Consider the following 20,037-nt stretch of genomic DNA (forward strand, 5'->3'; position numbering starts at 1 on the left):
AGGGCCTCCACGTCCATGCGCCGCGTCCTTCCCGTGCTCCTGCTGCTCCATGCATCCGCGCCTCTGGCGAACGGAACGGCTGGCGTGCGGCCTCATGCGTCAGCGCCGTCCGCGTCCGGCGCGGTCAGTGTGCGGACCCACGCGTCCTCGCCTGCGGCGCCGTCCCATGCTTCCGCGCCAGCGGCAGCGGACGCGAGGCCGCCCGACGCGGAGGCAGCCACGACGCCCGAGACGCGCGACATGCTGCTCCGTCGTCTGGTGGCGCGCGTGGCGCTGGCCCAGGTCCGCAAGCAGGACGCCGCGTGGCATCCGGACCAGCGTGACTGCGCGGGCCTCATCCGCTTCGCCTTCCGTTCCGCCTACAAGCAGGTGGCTCCGGACCGCCTGTCCACGCCGCTGTGGCGTGACGGCCGGGGCCACCCGTCGGACTTCGCGGACGCGGAGGTGCTGCTCCAGCACAGCTTCCAGCTCCTGGGCCGTGACGATGCCACCCGGGAGTCGCTGCGCACCGGCGACGTGCTCGCCTTCCGCCAGGAGCAGGACGCGGGCCCCATCTTCCATCTGATGCTGGTGGTGCGCCCGGAGGACCGGGCCCATGCGCCCGCGCGCGTCGTCTACCACCCGGGGGAGAAGGGCGCCGCGGTGCGCACCGGCGTCCTCCACCACCTGGCCACCGAGGCGCCGCTGGAGTGGCGCCCGGTGCCGCAGAACGCTTCCTTCCTCGGCTTCTTCCGTTTCAAGGAGTGGATGTCATGACGTCTCCCAAGAGTGGCCCGCCCAAGGCGCTGCTCATCGGCGTGGTTACCGTCCTCGTGGGCGGCGCCGTGGCCGGAGCCTTCTTCCTGGGCCGGCGCAGCGGGCAGTCAGGCGACGGCGGTGGCACTGTCACGAACCTGCTCGGCGGCGAGCGCAAGGGCCCGCCCAGCGCGGGCGCCGGCGTGGAAGGCCTGCCCGCGCCCGCGATGACGGCGCTGGAGGTGCCCGGCACGGCCGCGCCTTCCGCCCTCTGGGTGGACGTGCACCACCCGGGCAAGGTGCGGGATGCGCTGGCGGCCAACGTGTGGCTGCGCGACCAGCTCCAGAAGCCGCTGGGCCAGGGCTTCATCGGTGCGTGGGCCGCCTTCTTCGGCTCCACCGGCGAGGACCTCCAGGCGGGCTTCAAGGGCGCGGTGCTGGACCTCTTCGCGGGGCAGCTGTTGGACGCCCCCTTCCGCGTGACGTGGTTCGCCGGTGACGCGCGCTCCAGCACGCCGGCCTTCATCCTTCCCAAGCCGGGCCGCGCCGCGACGTCCGCGTACGAGGCGCTGGACGGCGTGGCCAGCCGCGGCGGCATGACGGCGCCGCACTGCCCGGGCGGCGGCTCGGAAGGCACCTTCGAGCTGAAGCGCTGGCTGGTGGCGGAGCAGACGCTGTGGGCGGGCCGGCTCAAAGACAGGCTGGTGCTCGCGCGCCACCCGGTGGCGGTGCTCCACGGCCTGTGCGCGGAGCTGCCGGAGCTGAAGGCGAAGGACGGCGTGGACGTGGAGCTGGGTTACGACCCGGAGGCCTACGGCCGCGAGGTGCAGCTCTTGTCGAGCGTGGTGGGGCTGGCCCCGGGCACGCGGCTCCAGTTCGGCGTGGAGGCGGGACGGCTGGTGGGCCGGGGCATCGCGGGCGAGTTGCTGGACGGCCCCGCGCGCCTGGACGCCGCGCCCCTGTCCGACGACCTGCTGAAGCTGGTGCCGGAGGACACGCCGGTGCTGCTGGCCTTCCAGCTCAAGCTGCCGGAGTCGTTGGACCCCGAGACACTCAAGGCGTACTGGGAGAAGGGCGGCGGCAAGGGCCCCACGCGCACGCGCCAGGTGGCGCTGGTGTGGACGCCGCGCGGTGATGCGAAGCTGCCCGTGGAGCTGGCCGTGCTGTGGGGCCGCACCGACGACGCAGCCGCGCTGGAGGGCCTGTTCTCCGGTGGCTACAACCGGTTGGTGCGCGGCACCCACTGCAACCACGTGGTGCTGGCGTCCAACGACGCGGAGCTGGAGCGGCTGCGCAAGGCGTGCGCGGGTCAGCAGCCCAACATGCTCAACGCCGCGGGCCCGGTGGTGGCGGGGCTGCGCGCGCCCACCTCGGTGGCTTTCGGGGTGAACACGGGCCGGCTGCTCAGCGGACTCACCATGGATGGTTACCTGTCCGAGTTCCGGGTCAGCCGCAACGCGCCCATGCCGAGCACGGCGCCCCCGGAAATCGAAGCGGCGCGGAGCGACCTGGAGTCGCTGCCGTACCTGGGCCTGCGCGGCACCGTGCAGGGCGATTCGCTGGTTCCTGGAGGTTTCGGGTCATGAAGTGCCTCATCCGACTGGCGGCTCTGTCCGCGCTCATGCTGTCCGGCGTGGCCCTGGCCAAGCCGCTCTACATCACCGTCCCGCGCTCCTATGGCACCCAGGAGCCGGTGGCGGTGGACGTCGCCTTCGAGGACAAGGGCCCCGTCGAGCTGCGCGTCCTCAAGCCGGAGAACCTGGACGCCTTCATCCGCGCCCAGGGAGATTTGCGTCGCGCGTACCAGACGCCGCCCACGCTGAAGAACCCGGGCCGCGCGCTCAGCCGGGGCTTCAACGCGGTGCGCACGCCGGGCATGTTCCTGCTCGACACGCTCAACCCCGCGTTCCGCGACGAGGTGGGAGAGGTGCTGCCCCGTTCGCCGCAAGCGTCGGGCTCGGGCGAGCCGCTGGCCAAGGTGGCCGAGGGACCGGAGCGCCTGGTGGGCGTGCCGCCCGGCTTCACGGTGGCGCGCAGCCAGTGGCTGAACCTGGACCTGGGCGGCGCCGAGCGGGACTTCAACGTCCCCGGCTTCAACGCCAGTGGCCCCAGCGGCTTCCAGGAGCGCCGCGTCACGCTGGCGCCGCTGCCCGCGGGCACCTACGTGCTCCAGATGGTGCAGGGCCGCGTGGAGGGACAGGTGGTGCTGGTCGTCAGTGACTTGACGGTGCAGCTCAAGCAGACGGATGGCCAGGTGCTGGTGCGCGTGGCGGGCCGGGACCAGAAGCCGCGCGAGGGCGCCGAGGTGCAGGTGTACCTGCCCAAGGGCAAGGGCCCGGTGGGGAAGACGAACGCGAAGGGCGAGGTGACGCTGGAGGTGTCGGAGCCGCGCGTCATCGCCACGGCGACGGCGGGTGGGGACACGGCCATTGTCGACACGGACTTCTACTCCGCGCTGGCGGTGGCGCCGGACGTGTTCATCTACAGCGACCGGCCCATCTACAAGCCGGGCCACGAGGTGAAGTTCCGCGGCGTGGTGCGCCAGCCGGACACCTTCCTGGCGCGCCTCTTCACGCCGAAGAAGCGCCAGGTGCAGGTGAAGCTCGTCTCGCAGGAGGGCCGCGCCCTGACCACGCGCGCCTCGGTGGACGAGTTCGGCGCCTTCCACGGCACGCTGAAGGTGCCGGAGGACCTGGGCACCGGCGTGCTGCGCGTGGAGGCGGAGGTGGACGGCCACCCGCACCAGGGCGAGGCCCGCGTTCAGGACTACGTGAAGCCCACCTTCTATCTGGAGATGGAGCCCGCGTCGGAGACGGTGGTGCCCGGGCAGACGCTGCGCGCGAAGGTGCGCGCCCGCCGCTATGCCGGTGGGACGCCCGACGCCACGAAGTACGAGGTGTTCCTCTACCGCAGCCTGCTGGACGCGCCCGCCTGGGTGGATGACGCGGGCAAGGGCGGTCAGGGCAGCGACGTGACGTACGGCAGCGCCTCCAGCACGGAGGGCAAGCTGAGCGTGCCGGAGCGGCTGTACTCCTCCGTGGAGGCGCGCGGCGCCTATGACGACCCGTGGTCCAGCGCCAGCGGCTTCGACGCCAACGGCGAGGCTGAAATCGAGGTGGCCGTGCCGGCGCTGGCCGCTGGCGAGGAGCGGCTGCCGTACCGGTACTCGCTCACCGTGCGCGCGCGCGATGACCAGGAGACCTTCGCCAACGCCACGTCCGCCTTCTTCCTGTCGAAGGTGGAGGTGCTGGGCCTGGCGCGTTACTCCGACGCGGTGGTGGCCAAGAGCGGCGACGCGACGCTGGCGATTCGCGCCACCACGCTGTCGGGCAAGCCCTACGGCGTGACGCAGGGCGAGGTGGAGTTCGTGCGGCGCGCGGCGGATGGCTCGGAGAAGAGCCTGGGCAAGCGCTCCTTCTCCACGGCGGCGGATGGCACGCACCGTGAGAAGGTCCCCACCTCGGACGTGGGCACCGTGCTGGCGCGCGTGGTGGTGAAGGACAAGAACGGTGAGACGTGGCAGGGCGAGGAGTCCCTGCTCGTCATCGGCGGCGCGGACGAGCCGGTGGCGCGCGTGCCCAACCTGACGCTGGCCTCGCTGTCCGGGACGCTGGCGCCGGGAGACACCGCGAAGCTGGTGGCGCTGATGCCGGACAGCTGGGGCTCGGGCGGCCGTGACGCGGGCCCGGTGTGGGTGACGCTGTCGGGCGCCTCGCTCTACGACACGCAGGTGGTGGAGCTGACGGGCCGCACGCTGGTGCACAGCTTCAACGTGGAGAAGCGCTTCGGCAGCGCGGTGTACGCGTCCGTCGCGTACCCCACGGCTACGGGCCGCTGGGAGGAGCGCACGGTGGCCTTCCGGGTGATTCCGCGCGAGCGCACCCTCACGGTGGAGCTGCAGCCCCGGCGCGCGGAGGCCCCGCCGCTCACCGAGCAGAGCATCGACGTGCGCGTGGTGGACCACGAGGGCCGCGGCGTGGTGGCGCAGCTGTCCGTGGGCGTGGTGGACAAGGCCGTCTACGCCATCCAGAGCGAGTTCCGGCCCAAGGTGCTGGACTTCTTCTACCCGCCGGCGCGCAACAACGTGTCCAACTTCTTCTCCTCGGAGTTCCAGGGCTACGGCTACGGCGAGGCGCTGGCGCGGAAGATGGCGGGGCTGCCGGACCACGCCTTCGCCTCCATCAAGCCGCCCAGCCGCCAGACGAAGGACCTGGAGCGCGACACCGCGCACTGGGACCCGACGGTGGTGACGGACCGGGATGGCCGCGCCACGGTGCGCTTCACGCTGCCCTCCAACCAGACGTTGTGGGTGGTGACGGCGGTGGCGGCGGACACCTCCGGCCGCTTCGGCGAGGGCACCTCCGAGTTCGCCACGCGCGGCGGCCTCAACCTCTACGCCGCGCTGCCGCAGTTCCTCCGCGAAGGCGACGAGGCGCTCGCCTCCGTGCGTCTGTCGGCGGGAGAGAAGTCGCCGGCCAGCCAGCTGCTGGACGTGAAGCTGGCGTCGCTGGGCGCGCTGAAGGCGGACCAGTTCGAGCACAAGGTGGAGCTGGCGAAGGGCGGTGAGCAGGTGGTGCCGCTGACGCTGAAGGCCGCGTCCACGGGCGCCGCGCAGCTCACCGTGAATGTGGCGGGCGGCAAGGACCCGCTGAGGGACCTCAAGCGCTTCGACGTGGGCCCGGCGGCGGTGGAGGACGAGGTGAAGGTGAGCGCCTGGGGCGGCGGCGCGCTGGAGGTGCCCGCGCCTCAGGAAGCGACGCTGGCGCGCGTGGAGCTGGTACTCCAGCCGTCCATCGTCGACGCGGCGCTGTCCAACGTGCGCGAGCTGCTCACGTACCCCTACGGCTGCCTGGAGCAGCTGGTGTCCACCACCGTGCCCAACGTGGCGGTGTACCAGGTGCTGCAGAAGGCGGGCGCGCTGGCGAAGCTGGACACGGACACGCAGGCGCTGCTGGCGGAGGCGCGCAGCCGCTCCGTGCAGGGCACCGCGCGCATCCTCGACCTGTCGGTGAAGGGCGGCGGCTTCACCTGGTTCGGCGGCTATGAGACGCCGAGCCTGCCGCTGACGCTCATCGCGCTGGACGGCCTGGCCTACGCCGCCGAGGCGGGGCTGGTGGACCGCGCCGACCCGCGCCTGGTGGAGAGCGCCCGCTGGCTGGAGGCGCAGGAGGGCCTGCCGCCAGAATACGACGCCACGCGCGCCTACGTGCTGGCGCGGCTGGAGGGCTCCAAGCAGGCCGCGCGCGTCCGGGCGCTGGTGCAGGGCGCGGAGGGCGGGGACCTGTACCCGCTGGCCCTGGCGGTGCTGGCCGCGGAGAAGGCCGGCGTCATCAAGGAGCCCGCGCTCCAGACTCAAATCAACGCGCTGGTCGCGCGCAGCGCGCAGGGCTACGCCACGCTGGCCGCCCTCACGCCGGGCCAGCCGCTGGAGCAGTCGGAGGCCTTCTTCCGCTTCCCGCTGCGGCGCGTGGGCATGACGGCCATCGCCGCGCACGCGGCCTCGTTCGGCACGCTGGACATCACCCGCGCGCGCCGCCGCATCCTGGAGCTGCTGTCCGAGCCTGACCTGTCCACCTTCGACCGGAGCACCGCGCTGCTGCACTCGCTGTGGCTGCTGGAGCGCGACGCGAAGGCGATGCAGGGCATGAAGGCGCCCGAGGTGAAGGGCGTGAAGACGCCGGTGAAGTTCGCCCCGCGCGGTCTGGGCCTGGTGGCGGTGCTGGCGCCGGGTACGCGCACCGTGGACGTGGGCGGCTTCGACGGCGTGGCCACGCTGCGCGCCACCACGCGCACTCCGTTGTCCGCCGTGCAGCCGAAGGCGGAGGGCATGTCCATCCAGCGCGCCTACTACGTGCTGCGCGAGGGCGGGAAGGTGCGGCTGGGCGCGGGCGACACCGTGTCCCAGGGCGAGGAGGTCTACGTGGAGCTGACGCTGGATGCGCGCGGCGACAACCGCGTGCGCTCGGCGTACTACGTGGTGGAGGACGCGGTGCCCGCCGGCTTCGTGCCGCTCCAGGAGGACAAGGCCTTCCGTGGGCCGCCGCACTCGCTGCCGCTGGTGCCCGAGGCGCTCAAGCGCCGCGTGCTCAACCCGGAGCGGGCGACCTTCTTCTTCGAGGAGCCGGCGTGGTGGAGCGACAGCCCGCGCACCGTGGGCTACGTGCTGCGCGCGCAGTTCGCCGGCACCTTCTCCGCGCCGCCCGCGCACATCGAGGACATGTACGCCGCCAGCATCCACGGGCGGACGGCCGCGGACTCGCTGAAGGTGGTGCCCTCCAAGAAGCGCCTGGGCGACCTGTAGTCCATGGGGTTGGCTGTCACGGTGGCCGTGCTGCTCGCGGCCACCCCCACCTTCGTCACTCGCGGCGACGTGACGCCCGAGGTAGGGCTGCGCCGCGAGGCCGAGGCCGCCTGGACGGCGCTGGAGGCGCGTTACGTCCAGGAGGCCGGAGGCGTGCCGGCGAAGCCCCCGGCTTCCATCGTCCTCCAGAGGGGCGCGGCGCTGACGCCCCAGCGCAACGGCCAGGGGCGCCCGGGGCTGGTGGAGCTGCGGCAGAACACGCCGGGCGTGCTGGATGAGCGGCTGCGGCTGGCGCTCCGGCACGAGCTGGCACACCAGCTCTTGTGGTGGGCGTGTCCCCAGTCCAGCGAGGACCGCCTCTTCCACGAAGCCTTCGCTGTCGCGGTGAGTGGCGAGCTGCCTTCATGGAAGGAGGGGCCCTACCTGTCGTTGTCCCGCGCAGCGTCGGAGCTGGCCGTGGCGCCGGAGGTGGACACGCCCCGGGCCCGGCGCGCGCTGGCGCGGTTGCTGAACGAGTCCACGGGCTTTCCCCCGGCGCTGTCGCGCAGGCTTCGGCAGTGCCAGGACGGCGCGCGCTGGGCGTCGCCGCTGTCCATCGACGAGCTGGCGGGCGTGGGCGTACGCGAGGCCCGGCCCGCGACGGTGGTGGTGAGCCGCCATTCGGGAGAGGTGTTGCTTTCGGAGGGCGACGTGCGGCGCGCGCTGCCGTACGGCTCGGTGCTCAAGCCCTTCCTGTACGTGGCGGGCGCGGAGCACCCGACGCTGCCGCCGCGCCCGGGCGTGCCGGAGTGGGCCTGCGGCGCGGGGTTGCCGGCGAAGGTGGACGCGCGCACCGCGCTGCTGCGTTCGTGCAACGGCTACTTCCTGGACTGGGAGGCGCGGGGCTCGGCGCCCCGGGCCTTCGGCGCGTGGGGACCGGTGCTGGCCGCGGTGGGACTGACGGGCCTGCCGGAGGATATGGCGGAGGCGACGGGGCTTCGCTCCACGCTGGCCGTGTCGCCCTGGGGCGTGGCGCAGGCGTACCGGCTGCTGGCGGAGGCCCGGCCGGATGTGGTGGCGCTGCTAGCGGACAATGCCGCGCGCGGCACGCTGGCGGAGTTGCCCGCGTCGAAGTCACTGGTGGGCGTGGCGACCAAGACGGGCACCGTGCGCGACGCGGCGAGCCGGCCCCAGTTCGGTTGGATTGCCGCCGTGGACCCGGATTTGGTGGCGGTGGTGGTGCGGCCCGGCGCGATGCCCCGCCAGTTCGCGGACGAAGTGCCCAAGGCGCTGGCGCGCGCGCGCAAGCAGGCTGGCCTGGAGGCCGCGCGCGTGCAGGTGCTGGGGCTGCTTCCACCGGGGGACGTGGAGGCGCGGTGCTCCGGTGCGGGCTTCGCACTGGTGGAGGGTGTGCCGCGCGCGGGCGCGGAGACCTGGGCACCACTGGCATCCCTCACCCAGCGTGGCGCGGCCGTGTGTCTGGGCGCGCCCTGGCGCGTGCGCTTTCCCGGTGGCCCGGAAGAGGGCCGTGACTACGCGGGCGTCTTCATCACCTCCGAGCCTCCGCCGTACCGGCCGCCGCCGGGCGTTCCCACCACCCCCAGCGCCATGAAGGCGCGGCGCGGCTCCGACTTCGTCTTCCGCACCACGCGTCTGCAATACGCGGCGGGCGTGGTGTCCGCCGAGGACGTGACGCTGACGGGCGAGGCTCGCGTGGCGCTGGCGCGGGTGGTGGCCCACAACGAGCAACATGGCCACAGCCGTCACCCGGGGCGCCCCGTCTGTGACACCACGCACTGTCAGGCCTTCCGCGGCACCGTGCGCGTGCGGTCCGAGGATGCGAAGGCCCTGGGACTGGCGCCGCTGAAGTGGCGCAAGTGGCTGACCTTCTCTCAGGGCGGGGAGGAGCCCTGGCGGCAGGCGCGGCCCCGCGCGGAGGTGGAGCGCCTGTTGGGGCGCGGGCTGGTGTCGCTGCGCTTCGAGGCGGGGCGGGTGCACTACCTGCGCGCGGAGACGGATGGCGACGCGACGTTCGACACCGCGCGCTCGGTGCCGTGTGACTTGCTGCGCTCCGGTTTGAAGCTGCCGTCGTGCCCGCGCACCGCGTCATTCAATGGCGAATCACTGATGTTCGAGGGCCGTGGCCGAGGCCATGGCGAGGGTTTGGATGTCGAAGCCGCCAAGGCCGCGGGTTCGCGCAGCGACGCGATACTCGAGGAGGCATATGGACAGTGAAGATGGGTGAGAAAAATTCGATATATCTATCTGCTTTCCATGTTTAACGATGAATCACGTGAAATCATGTCAGGGCCGGGCGTAGAGTGGTTTTGCCCGCCCTTTCCGGCGGGCCCTCATCGTTAGGAGTGGTCGCCCATGCGCATCACCCGTACCGCCTCTCGCAGAAAGCTGTTCGGCGCGCTGTTGTGTACCCTCTCTGTCGCGGCCTGCGGCCCGGCGCCCGAAGGAGAGCCCTCCGGTGAGAAGTCCCCCGAGATGGGTTCGCAGGAGAATCCCGTTGTCTATGGCACGGACCACCGCACGGACGTCTATGCCTATCCGGCGTCCGCACTGCGGACCCGGGCCGAGAAGTCCACCGTGGCGCTGATGAGTCCGTCGGACTTCAACGCCTCCAATCCCAACAACGTCACCTTCAATGGCAGCACGCTGCAGAGCGCCTACAACCTCTGCTCCACGCAGCGCTTCCTGAATGACCCGACGCCGGCCTTCTGCTCGGGTACGCTCATCGATGATGACCTGGTGCTCACCGCGGGGCACTGCATCACCAGCGCGTCCGCCTGCGCCAACACGCGCTTCGTCTTCAACTTCTACCGCACGTCGGCGACGGCACTGCAGACGGTGACCACGGCAGACATCTTCTCCTGCCAGTCCATCGTCGCGCGTCAGCAGAGCACGGTGAACGGCCGCAACCTGGACTTCGCCGTCGTCCGGCTGGACCGTCCGGCCACGCCGCGCTTCGAGCCGGCGCCCATCCGTCCGGGCAACACCGCCCTGCCGCTGAACACGGGCGTGTCCGTGATTGGTTCCGGCAGCGGCATCCCGTTCAAGATTGACGACGGTGGCTGGGTGCGAGACGCCCGCGCCGGCACGCTGGACTACTTCGTCGCCAACACCGACACCTTCGGTGGCAACTCGGGCTCGGGCGTGTATGAGAACAACGGCGTCACCGTGGCCGGCATCCTGGTCCGGGGCGTGACGGACTACGTCAGCCAGGGCAGCTGCAACGTTGTGAACCAGTGCACCGACACGGGCTGCGGTGGCGAGTCCATCACCTACGTGCGTCCCGCCATCGACGCGTACTGCGCCGTCGCGGGCAGCATGCGCCTGTGCGGCACCACCGAGCCGCCTCCGCCCCCGCCGGTCAAGACCTTCACCTTCAACGTGACCAACACCAACAGCGCGCAGCAGAACACCACCAACGTCAGCGTGACGCTGGCGGCTGGCCAGACGCTGTCCTTCGGCACCTGCTCGCTGCCGCAGGCCGCGGGCACGGGCGACACCTACCTGCGCCTGTTCAACACGGCGACGAACACCCAGGTGGCGGCCAACGACGACTCCTGCAGCCTGCTGTCCTACGTGTCCTTCACGGCGCCCGCGGCGGGCACGTACCAGATGCGCGTCGGCTGCTACTCCAGCGGCAGCTGCAGCGGCACGGTGGCCTACTCCATCCAGTAGCACCGCTTTGACGTGAGGGCGCGGGTGGCCCTGCCGCCACCCGCGCCCGTAGCTTCGCAGACAACACCTCGCATCCCCTTGTTGCCCGCGTGTCCTCGCGTTCCCCGTGGCCTCCCTCTGGAGCGCGGGTGGAGCGCCTCCGGCACGCGCCGTGCTCTGGGCCTCCGCCGGGCCGAGCCCGGAGCCGGTCCCTCAACAAGGACGATGCGTTACATGAATCAGCGGAAACACACGAAACAGCTACGCCGCCAGCTGCGTTGGGCGGGCTTGTCCGCGACGGTGCTGGCCGCGCCCGCGAGCTTCGCGCAGGACTGTCCCAAGCCCACATTGCAGCAGTGCGTGGACGCCGACTACCGCGCCAGCAGCTGCGGCAGCGTCCACGACGCGTATTGCCAGGGGGAAGTGGAGCAGCAGTGGAAGGCCGGTTGGGAGGCTGCTCCCAAGCGCGTGGCGCTGCTGCCCGAGGAGCTGGGTGGCGGGGTGGACACGGTGGCCTACGAGCCTCACGTCCCGAAGCGCACGCGCTTCCAGGGCATGGACCAGAGCATCATGGGGCAGGTGCTCAAGGGGCAGATTCTCTACCGCAAGAACCTGGAGAACCTGACGAAGGACGAGCAGGCCTACCTGTCCCGGATTCGGAGCTGGGAGAAGGACGGCACGCAGGTGACGTCCTGCCAGGAGTTCGTCGACGAGAAATACCTCGGCTTCAGCCGCTTCGAGCGGCAGGCGGGCCGGTACGGCGACGACTACCGCGCCTTCTTCAACGGCGCCTTCGGCAAGGACGGCATCGCGCACCGCGTGCTCTACAGCCGGGACCAGGAGAAGCTGGCGCCCATCTGGGACGGGCAGCGCGCGGCGAAGAACGCGTACTTCCGCTTCACGCCCGGCCGTTACCCGAAGGGCACCGACGGCTACGTCTTCAAGTCCGAGGCGGCGAAGCTGGCCAACAACGTGGAGGCGCGCAACTGGGTCGCCCCGTCGGACCATTGGCACCAGGAGCAGGCCGAGCAGTTCAGCCACATCGCGGATGACGTGCTCAACCACTACCAGGTGGAGCAGGAGTCCTTCACCGCGCTGCTGCGTCAGCGCGACGCCGTCTACGCGGAGTGGGAGCAGGCCTCGAAGGTCCTCCGCTCGCGCGACCACCAGACGGTGGAGCTGGACAAGCTGACCGCGGAGCGGCTGTACGGGTTGGACCAGGCCATCGAGGAGTCGCTGGTCAAGGCGCAGAAGGACGGCTGCCTCGACACCCAGGGCCCCACGGTGTGTGACTGGAGCCCCCGCCGCTACAAGACGATGCTGGAGGCCGCCATGGCCCCGCGCCGCGAGGCCGACCTGCAGGCGTGCCTCTTCCTGACCGGCAACGACTTCGGTCTGGAGAGCTTCGTGCGCAACGCGGACAAGCTCAAGGTGAAGGGCCTGGACCGGAAGGACTACACGCTCTCCTCGTCGTTGCTGGCGCAGTACATCGCCATCTACGGCGCCCACATCCACGGGCTGAACGTGCCGACGAACCCGTCCACGGGCGCGGTGCGGCACGGGGGAGAGGCCAGCGACAGTGGCTACGCGGGCGGCGACACCTTCGGTGGTGGCTACGACTACGTGGCTGGCTGGGAGTACGTCCAGCCGGGCTCGGGCCTGAGCAACAAGGCCCTGGGCGCCTGGTGTGACAGCGACGTGCGGCTCTACGGCGAGTTCAACGCCTATGCGAATGTGTTCGGTCCCACCCGGCACGAGATGGCGCACGTGAGCGGTGAGGCTGGCACGGAAGGCAACGGCATCCGCCTCAAGCTGGACGCGCGCGTGCTGGGCACCTCCCTCTACAGCCACGACAAGCACTACCCGCTGCGCGTCACCTTCTATGAGGGCAAGCCCGTCTTCGACAGTGACGTCGCGAAGGCCTCCACGACCTTCGTCGTCGTGTTCGTCCCCGTCACCGTGCAGGGCGGTCTGTCCGCGGAGACGGGCGTGAAGCTGAACATTGGCGGCGCCGTCACCCGCAACTGCACTGAAGACCTGCTGGGCGTGGACCTGTACGGGACCATCACCCCGTTCGCCTCGGTCAAGGGCTTCGCGTCCGTGGGCATCGGGATTCCGGGCCTCCAGGTGGGCGTGAAGGGCGAGCTGGTCATCGCCCGCGTCAACGTGCCGCTCTACGGCGACATCGGCCTCTACCTGAGCTCGCCCTCGCACCCGACGAATCCGAACACGCTGTACCTGCGGGCGTCGTCGAAGCTCGACATCGAGCTGCGCTTCCTGGACGGCAGCATCAAGCTCTTCGGTGAGCTGCTCTTCCTGAAGGGCGAGACGACCATCGTGAGCTGGAGCGGCTTCGGCAACACCTGGAACATCTACAACGAGTCCAAGTCGCTGCCGCTGGTCCGCGTCTACTAGTCCGTCTCACCCCCTGGCTCGTGCCTGACGCGAGCCGGGGGCCCCTCGCCGCCGCGGTGTGCCCATCCGCCGCCGCGGCGCTCCTTCTCCCTCATCTGTCTGGAGTCCTTCATGCGTCGCTCGAGGCTCGCCGTCCGCACGGCCGCGCTGACCACCACCCTGCTGTTCGTGGGCGCGGTGCCCGTCTGGTCCTACTTCCACCACGCCGCGCCGGAAGCCGTGGTGGCCGCCGCGCCCGTGAGCGCCTCCCGGCTGCCGCTCTACCGGTGGACCGTGGGGGAGGAGCGCACGTACCACTTCGTCTGGAACGACCTGCAGCGCGTGGCGCTCCCCGTTCCGCAGCAGGGGGATGCACCCCAGACGATGGACGGTACGCTGAGCCTGGACGGTGAGCTGACGCTCCAGGCGCTGGAGGTCCGCGCGAATGGCGCGCGCGTGCGGCTGGCGGTGAAGCGGCTGGACCGGCACGACGCGACGCTCTCCGGCCAGGCGCTCTTCCCCGACGCCGCGGCCGTGCAGGCGCACCTGCCCCAGACGGCTTCGGCGTGGCTGGAGCTGGACGGCCGGGGCGCGCTCGTGGCCGTCCGGTTCTCCGACGCGGAGCCGCCCCTGTTCCGCCAGGTCGCGCAGACGCTGGCGGCGGAGTTGTTCCCCACGGAGCTGCGCGACGCCGCCGAGTGGAGCGCCGTCGAGTCCACGCAGACGGGCGAGGTGGAGGCGCGCTTCCAGTTCGACGGCGAGGACGCGCGCCTGACGCGCCGCCGCGCGCGCTACCAGTCCCTGCGGGCCGCCGCCACGGCGCCGGCCTTCCGGCAGACGCTGAGCTCCCTCACGCACTTCGACCGGGACCCGGAGGGCTTCCTGGCCGGGGTGTCCCACGACGAAATCCTGGATGCCACGCACACCGATGGCCGCCCGCTGATGTCGCGGCGCGTCCGCCTGCGCCTCGCGTTCTCCACGCGTCAGCAGAAGCCGCTGCCGCCTGCCACGGAGGACAAGCCCATTGTCCGCGCGCCGTCGCAGGTGGCCTTCGAGGGCGACGAGGAGCTAGCGCTGACGACCAGCCAGGCCGACGGCATGACGGTGGACGCGGCGCTCCAGGTGCTGGCGTCCGCCACCGACCCCGGCGCCATCCCCGAACTGGGCACCTTCGCGCGGCGGGCCATCGCCGCGCTCAAGCTGGAGCCCCACCGGGCCGGTGAGCTGGGGCAGCTGTTCCTCCAGAAGGGCAGGTCTCCCGCGATGCGCGAGCTGATGCTCGACCTGCTGGCCGGCGCGGGGCACGCCGATGCCCAGGCCACGCTGCGCGAGCTGATTGTCTCCACGGAGGCCCGCGAGCATGCCGGCGCGCATGGGCTGATGGTGCAGCGCGCGGGCTTCCTCCGCGAGCCGGAGCCCGAGACGGGCCGGCTGCTGGCGCGGATGAACACGGAGGCCCGGACCGCCGGTGACGTCGGCGCCGAGCGCGCGTCCGCCTACGCTCTGGGCGCCGTCGTCTCCCGCCTGCCCAAGGGCAGCCCCGAGGTGGCCGAGTTCCTCCGCCCGCTGGAGGACGCCCTGGCACGCGCGGACAACGCCGAGTCACTGGAGCACTCCCTGCGCGCGCTGGGCAACAGCGGCACGGAGCGCGTCATGGACCTGGCGTCGCCCCACTTGCGTGACGAGGCGCCCGAGGTGCGCTCCGCCGCCGCGGGGGCCCTGCGCACCGCGCCCCAGGAGGCCGCCACACGCATGTTGCTGGACGCGCTGATGTCCGAGCCAGCGCGTGCCGTGCAAGGCGCGCTGCTGGACGCGCTGAATGCCCGCACCCTGGGCGCACCCGAGCTGGAGCGCCTGAGCGGCTGGGTCGTGGCGGGGCAGCTGGCGCCGGGTGCCGAGGCCGCGCTGCTCAACGTCCTCACCCCTCGCATGGACGACAGCGCCGCCGTCCTCCGGATGCTCCAGGCCCTCTCGGTCCGTCCCGACCAGCAGCCCGCCACCCGGGCCCGCGTCATGGCGCTGATGGCCCAGGCCTCGGCCAGCCGCGGCGGCTGAGCCCCTTCGCTTCAACCCACCCACCGCAGTCGAGGTCCTCATGAAACGCAGTCTCAACGGGCTGTTGCCCCTGGCCCTGCTTGGCTTCTTCCTGGCGCAGGCCGCCCACGCGGACGTCGTGGACGACGTGTGGCGCGGCACGAACATCCGGCTCAACGCCGCGCGCATCCGCGTGAAAGGCAATGACTACGCCACCGGCTACTGGCTGCTGCCGAAGGCGGCGAACACGCTGAATCTCAACGTGCCGGCGCGGCAGTTCGGTCTCAACTCGGACCTGGTGCTGCACATGTATGGCTCGCGCTCCGGGAACGTCATCACCTGGACCTTCGATGACACCTTGCCCAGCCGCTACAACCTGGGGGACTCCACCTACGTGACGCGTGTGCGGGGGACGCTGAAGGCCTACGCCCGGCAGGTGCGTGGCGCGGATGACCCCTACTGTGACAGCGCCGCCTGCCCCCACAACGTGGAGCTGACCCTTGCGCCTGGCTCCAGCGCGAAGGTGAGCGGCTACAAGACCTTCATCTTCGACATCGACTTCACGGAGGACGTCCAGGTGAAGCAGTTCGTCGCGTATGGCGGCGTCCCGCGCCCCCGGCTGTCGTCGATGGCGGTCGTCACCCCCAGCAGCCGTTGCCCGTCCTCGGGGCCCAGCGAGCTGTCCGGCGACGTGGTGCTCAGCAGCCCCGCGCCCACCGGCGGCATCCTGGTGGACCTGATGAGCGTGGACGCGAGCGTGGGCGTGCTGCCCGTGCGCGTCCCCGAGGGCCAGCGCTCCGCGCGCTTCACGCTGCGCCTGCCGCCCTACTGGACGGGGCCCACCGTCGTCTACGGCGCGTCGGGCGGCGTCCGGAAGAGCGTGAAGGTGGGCGTGCGCCCGTGCCTGGTGCGTGTCTTCCCCTTCGTGCGCTGGTACCTCATCGATTCGCTCTACGCCCCCGCGCACCTGCTCAACGGTGGGGCGGTGATTGCCCGGTACAAGGAGGCGGAGTCGGACGTCCTGCTGACGGGCAAGGGCGAGACGTACTGGCTGAACGAGGTGCTCGGCGCGCAGCAGGCGCGCGTGGCGGGCGTCAACTCGACGGGGGACATCTTCGGCACGGCATACACCTCCAAGGGCCCCAACGCGTTCCTGCTCCGTTCGGAGGACGTGAAGGCGGGCGCGGAGCAGTGGCTGGAAGGCTGGGAGGCCGTGACGGCCAACGCACACGGCACGCTGCTGGTGCGTGACCCGAAGGACGCGAAGAGCATCTACCGCGTGGACGAGGTGGGGCCCGCCAGGCACCCCGGCTTGTCCGAGCTGCTTCCGAGCCGCGTCCTCTTCAATGCGCTGGGGGAGGTGGCGGTGACGCTGGAGACGGAGAAGGGGCTCCGCGCCGCGCGCGTCTACGGCAAGGACGTGAAGGTGCTGCTGGACAACGAGTCCGAGGTCACCGCGCTGAACGACGTGGGGGTGTTCGTGGGCACCGCGCTCGATTCGGACAAGCGCCCCCGTCCTTTCATCTGGTCGCGGCAGGAGGAGGCCCGGTGGCTGCCGATGCCCAAGGGCGCCGTGTCCGCGAAGGCCGTGGCCATCAACGACGGAGGCTGGGTGCTGGGTACCGCCACCGCCGAGGACGGCAAGACGCAGGTGCCCTTCCTCGCCTCGCCCGACGGGAAGACGGCCACGCGGTTGGATGAGGTGCTGCCGGAGGAGCTGAAGAAGGCCGGCTACCGCGTCCTGAGGGCGCTCGCGCTCGCCGACGACTTCAGCGTGCTGGTGCAGGCCCTGGATGGACAGGGCCAGCGCGTCCACCTGGTGCTGAGCCCGTGAGCCGCATTCCGGCCAGCGCGACTTCCACTCTTCCACAAACAAGGACCTTCCTCGTGAAATCAAACCTTCCCCTTCTTCGGGGGCTGATGATGGTGTTCATGGCCATCCTGGCGGGCTGCGGCGGTTGCCAGAGCAGCTCATCGTCGTGTTCCCCAAGCCAGTATGGAACCAACGGCTGTGCCTGCAGGACGGACTCCGCCAGCTGCAACGCCGGGCTGGTCTGCCGCAGCGGCACGTGTGAGCCGTGTGGCAACGAAGGCGGCGCTTGCTGCGTCAACGCGGGCACCACGTCCTGCAGTGGCACGTTGACGTGTGTGATGGAGGCCGCGGGCGAGCGCTGCCGCAACTGCGGCGAAGTGGGCGAGGCGTGCTGCGTCTCGTCGGGGAACAGCCAGTTCTGCCGCGCGAACGCCGTGTGTGTCAGCGGGAGCTGCCAGTCCGTGGCGGCGCACACCTGCGACCCGAATGGCACTGTGTACTCAGTGGGCATCCAGGACACGAACCTGTGCGCGCGGCGCGTGGTGGAGGTCCGCGCGAGCTCGCCCGCGAACGCGCTGCAGTGTGCCAGTGCCAGCGGGATGCTGGCGGCGGATGAGACCGTCTATGAAATCCCCAACACGCCCATCACCGACTACGAGCTGTGCCTGGAGTCGGAGAGCCAGGGCCGGCGCACCACGAGCGTGCAGGCGTTCGAGGACTACAACGCGCTTCGCTGCGCGCGCTGGACGCGGTGTGGCGCCAGCGACCCGTGCACCAGCGTGACGCACGGCGCCTGCACGCCCTGAGGCGAGGGGGGACGGATGCGGGGCGGAGCGCGCGGAGGGGGACGCTCCGCCCCGTGTCATGTCGGGAGGAGCCGCAGCACCGCCTGGGCCGCGCGCTCGGTGCCGTCCACGCCCTCCAGCGTCGCGGCCAGGGCGCGGGCCCTGGTGGCCACCTCTGGCTGGGACACCTGGGTGAACGCGTGGGCGATGGACGCGGCGCCCAGCGCGGAGGGCAGCACGGCGCGGCCCACGCCAAGCCGCTCCACGCGCCGCGCGTTCGCGAGCTGGTCGCCGCCGAAGGGCACGACGACCATGGGGCGTCCGGCCGCGAGCGATTCCTGCACGGTGTTGTTCCCACCGTGCGTCACCACCAGGTCCACCTTCTGGAGTAGCGGCACTTGAGGCACACGGCGGAACACCCGCGTGCGTGGGCCCGCGCGGGCCTGGAGTCGTTCGAAGCTGGCGCCCGCGCTGACCACCACGTCCACGTCGTGCCGCGCCAGCCCGTCCAGGATGGCGTGGAAGACGTGCGGCTGGGCGTTGAACACCGTGCCCAGTGACACGTAGACGTGCGTGCGGCCGGGCCGGATGGCGGTGAGCGCGGGGTCATCCACGTTCGCGGGCGCGGGCCGGGGCAGGCACGGGCCGGTCATCTCCACCGGGCCGGGCAGCGGCTTGAGGCCGGGCTCCAGCGCCGGGGTCGTCGCCATCAGGTTGAGGTCGTCGGAGATGGGCGCAGCGAGCAGTCCGTTCGTCTTCAAGGGGACGCGCAGGCGCTTCGCGGCACGGGCGACACGCGCATCGAACCAGCGCAGCAGCGCGAGCCCCCGTTGCTCGGCCTGGGTCCATGCGGCATCGCGGGGGGCGTCGTCCTCGAGCCCACTCCCAAAAGGAGCCGCGCCCTCCACGGGGAAGGGAAGGGCGGAGTGATACAGCGCCACATAGGGGCGCCGGGTCCTCCGGGCCGCGAGCAGGGCCGCGGGCATGAGGTAGTCCGCCAGCACGACGTCAGTCCCAGAGGTTTCGATTTCCTCGGCGATGCGCCGTGCATGCCCCTCCATGCCGGTGGTGAACAGCCGGAGCGCCCACCCCAGCTCGTCGAGTCCCCGGGCCCGGGTGATGCGCATGCCGTACCAGAGCGCGGCCGGAGAAGGGCGCAAGGGCACCAGCCTGAGTCCGTCCTGGCGCAGGGCTTCCGGAAGCTGGGAGGCGAAGCGCAGCGGCTCTGGCATCAGGCCGGGAAAGCGCGCCGGCGCCACGACCGTTGCGATGGCCAGGTCGTGGCCGAGTTCACGCAGGCGCCCACCCATGGCGCGCAGTGCGTTGGTGTGCCCCGCCGTGGGGTGGGCCGCCATGAGAATCCTCGCCATGGGGCCCAGCGTAGCAGTGCGGGGCCGCCCGCCCGACAGGCACTCCGCCGTGACGCTCGGCGTGGTGCCGCTGTCCGGGCCCGCTGGCGCCAACGTCGTGGTAGCGGCCAGGCGCCAGGACTGAGTCCCGTGTCCACGGGGCCCCACGGGGAGGCCCCGCCGGGCAGGCCATGTTTGCCATAAGCGCCACTCGGGCCCCACCTTCGGACATCGCTTCGTCGGGAGGTGGACATGACTGGAAGGCTTGGCAGAGCAGGCGGCGTGGCGGTTCTTGCGGCCCTGTGGGGCACCCCCCTGGTGGGGCTCACCGCCCGGGCGGAGGCGCCCCAGGCGGGGCAGACGCGGGACGTCCTGTCAGAGCGGGACCTGCTCCTGGGACAGCTCGCCCTCTTCGACGCGAAGACCATCGCGGCGGGCAACCTGGCGTTGGAGAAGTCGACCAACCCGCAGGTGCGGCAGTTCGCGTTGCGGCTGGTGGAGGACCACCGCCGGCACCTGCAGGACTTGAAGGCGTGGGGAAGCTCGCCGTCCATGGACATGGTGGTGGCGGACCTCACGCAGCCCCGGGTCACCGCAGGGATTGGTGGCTCGGGGAGCAAGGACGGGGGCCTCATCCCGGGGCCGAGTCTGCCCATGCAGCGCGCGGACGCCCGCCTGGAGCAGGCCGTGGCGTATGCCCAGCAGCATCTGGACGTGCTCCGCAAGGCGCAGGGCCGGGACTTCGACGAGGCCTTCCTGAAGCGCGTCATCAAGGACCAGGAGGACGGCCTGCGGCTCGTGAAGCAGGCACAGGCGACGTACAAGAACGATGGGGCGTTCACCCTCATGCTCGACAGAACGGGGAACCTCGCGGACCGTCATCTGCAGCGGGCTCAAGGGCTGAAAGAGTCATTCGAGTGAACGCGCCATCCATTCGCCCGGCCTGCCGGGTTGACGTGACGAAGAGGGGGCGCC

The 20,037-nt window shown here is 71.3% G+C and carries 12 protein-coding genes; 11 read left to right on the forward strand and 1 reads right to left on the reverse strand.

Annotation, left to right across the window (positions count from 1 at the left end):
* Positions 1–15: 15 nt before the first annotated feature.
* The 9 genes from BHS09_RS03000 to BHS09_RS03040 all read left to right on the forward strand — a co-directional run bounded on the left by BHS09_RS03000 (position 16) and on the right by BHS09_RS03040 (position 17,734).
* Positions 16–756 (forward strand): DUF1175 family protein, encoded by a 741-nt coding sequence (locus BHS09_RS03000; protein WP_140797104.1) that lies wholly within the window; start codon positions 16–18, stop codon positions 754–756.
* Entirely contained in the window at positions 753–2,321 is a 1,569-nt protein-coding gene (locus BHS09_RS03005) for a hypothetical protein (protein WP_237080165.1), read from the forward strand. The genes BHS09_RS03000 and BHS09_RS03005 overlap by 4 nt, the downstream gene beginning before the upstream one ends.
* Positions 2,318–7,036, forward strand: coding sequence for an alpha-2-macroglobulin family protein (locus tag BHS09_RS03010; protein WP_140797106.1), 4,719 nt, complete (start codon positions 2,318–2,320; stop codon positions 7,034–7,036). Before BHS09_RS03005 ends, BHS09_RS03010 begins: the two co-directional genes overlap by 4 nt.
* A 3-nt stretch (positions 7,037–7,039) precedes the next feature.
* Positions 7,040–9,250, forward strand: coding sequence for a SpoIID/LytB domain-containing protein (locus BHS09_RS03015; protein ID WP_140797107.1), 2,211 nt, complete (start codon positions 7,040–7,042; stop codon positions 9,248–9,250).
* Between the two features lie 138 nt (positions 9,251–9,388).
* Positions 9,389–10,708: a trypsin-like serine protease gene (locus tag BHS09_RS03020; RefSeq protein ID WP_140787044.1), complete on the forward strand. Its 1,320-nt coding sequence runs from the start codon at positions 9,389–9,391 to the stop codon at positions 10,706–10,708.
* A gap of 213 nt (positions 10,709–10,921) precedes the next feature.
* Positions 10,922–13,102 (forward strand): hypothetical protein, encoded by a 2,181-nt coding sequence (locus BHS09_RS03025; RefSeq protein ID WP_237080166.1) that lies wholly within the window; start codon positions 10,922–10,924, stop codon positions 13,100–13,102.
* A gap of 111 nt (positions 13,103–13,213) precedes the next feature.
* Positions 13,214–15,136 carry a HEAT repeat domain-containing protein gene (locus BHS09_RS03030; protein WP_140797109.1) on the forward strand — a complete coding sequence of 641 codons (1,923 nt, stop codon included), beginning with the start codon at positions 13,214–13,216 and terminating at the stop codon, positions 15,134–15,136.
* A gap of 40 nt (positions 15,137–15,176) precedes the next feature.
* Entirely contained in the window at positions 15,177–16,949 is a 1,773-nt protein-coding gene (locus BHS09_RS03035; RefSeq protein ID WP_140787048.1) for a hypothetical protein, read from the forward strand.
* 53 nt (positions 16,950–17,002) lie between these two features.
* A complete protein-coding gene (locus tag BHS09_RS03040; protein WP_237077999.1) occupies positions 17,003–17,734 on the forward strand; it encodes a hypothetical protein in 732 nt (243 codons plus the stop codon).
* A gap of 56 nt (positions 17,735–17,790) precedes the next feature.
* Here BHS09_RS03040 and BHS09_RS03045 read toward each other — a convergent pair whose 3' ends face one another.
* Complete coding sequence (locus tag BHS09_RS03045; RefSeq protein ID WP_140797110.1) at positions 17,791–19,068, reverse strand: nucleotide disphospho-sugar-binding domain-containing protein; 1,278 nt, start codon at positions 19,066–19,068, stop codon at positions 17,791–17,793.
* Here BHS09_RS03045 and BHS09_RS38515 point away from each other — a divergent pair.
* Together BHS09_RS38515 and BHS09_RS03050 are read left to right on the forward strand one after the other, a co-directional pair.
* Entirely contained in the window at positions 19,067–19,207 is a 141-nt protein-coding gene (locus BHS09_RS38515; RefSeq protein WP_161605121.1) for a hypothetical protein, read from the forward strand. The two genes, BHS09_RS03045 and BHS09_RS38515, sit on opposite strands and share 2 nt — an antisense overlap.
* A 107-nt stretch (positions 19,208–19,314) precedes the next feature.
* Positions 19,315–19,983, forward strand: coding sequence for a DUF4142 domain-containing protein (locus BHS09_RS03050; RefSeq protein WP_174259179.1), 669 nt, complete (start codon positions 19,315–19,317; stop codon positions 19,981–19,983).
* Positions 19,984–20,037: the final 54 nt, after the last annotated feature.

Source organism: Myxococcus xanthus, from assembly GCF_006402735.1.
Lineage (GTDB): Bacteria > Myxococcota > Myxococcia > Myxococcales > Myxococcaceae > Myxococcus > Myxococcus xanthus_A.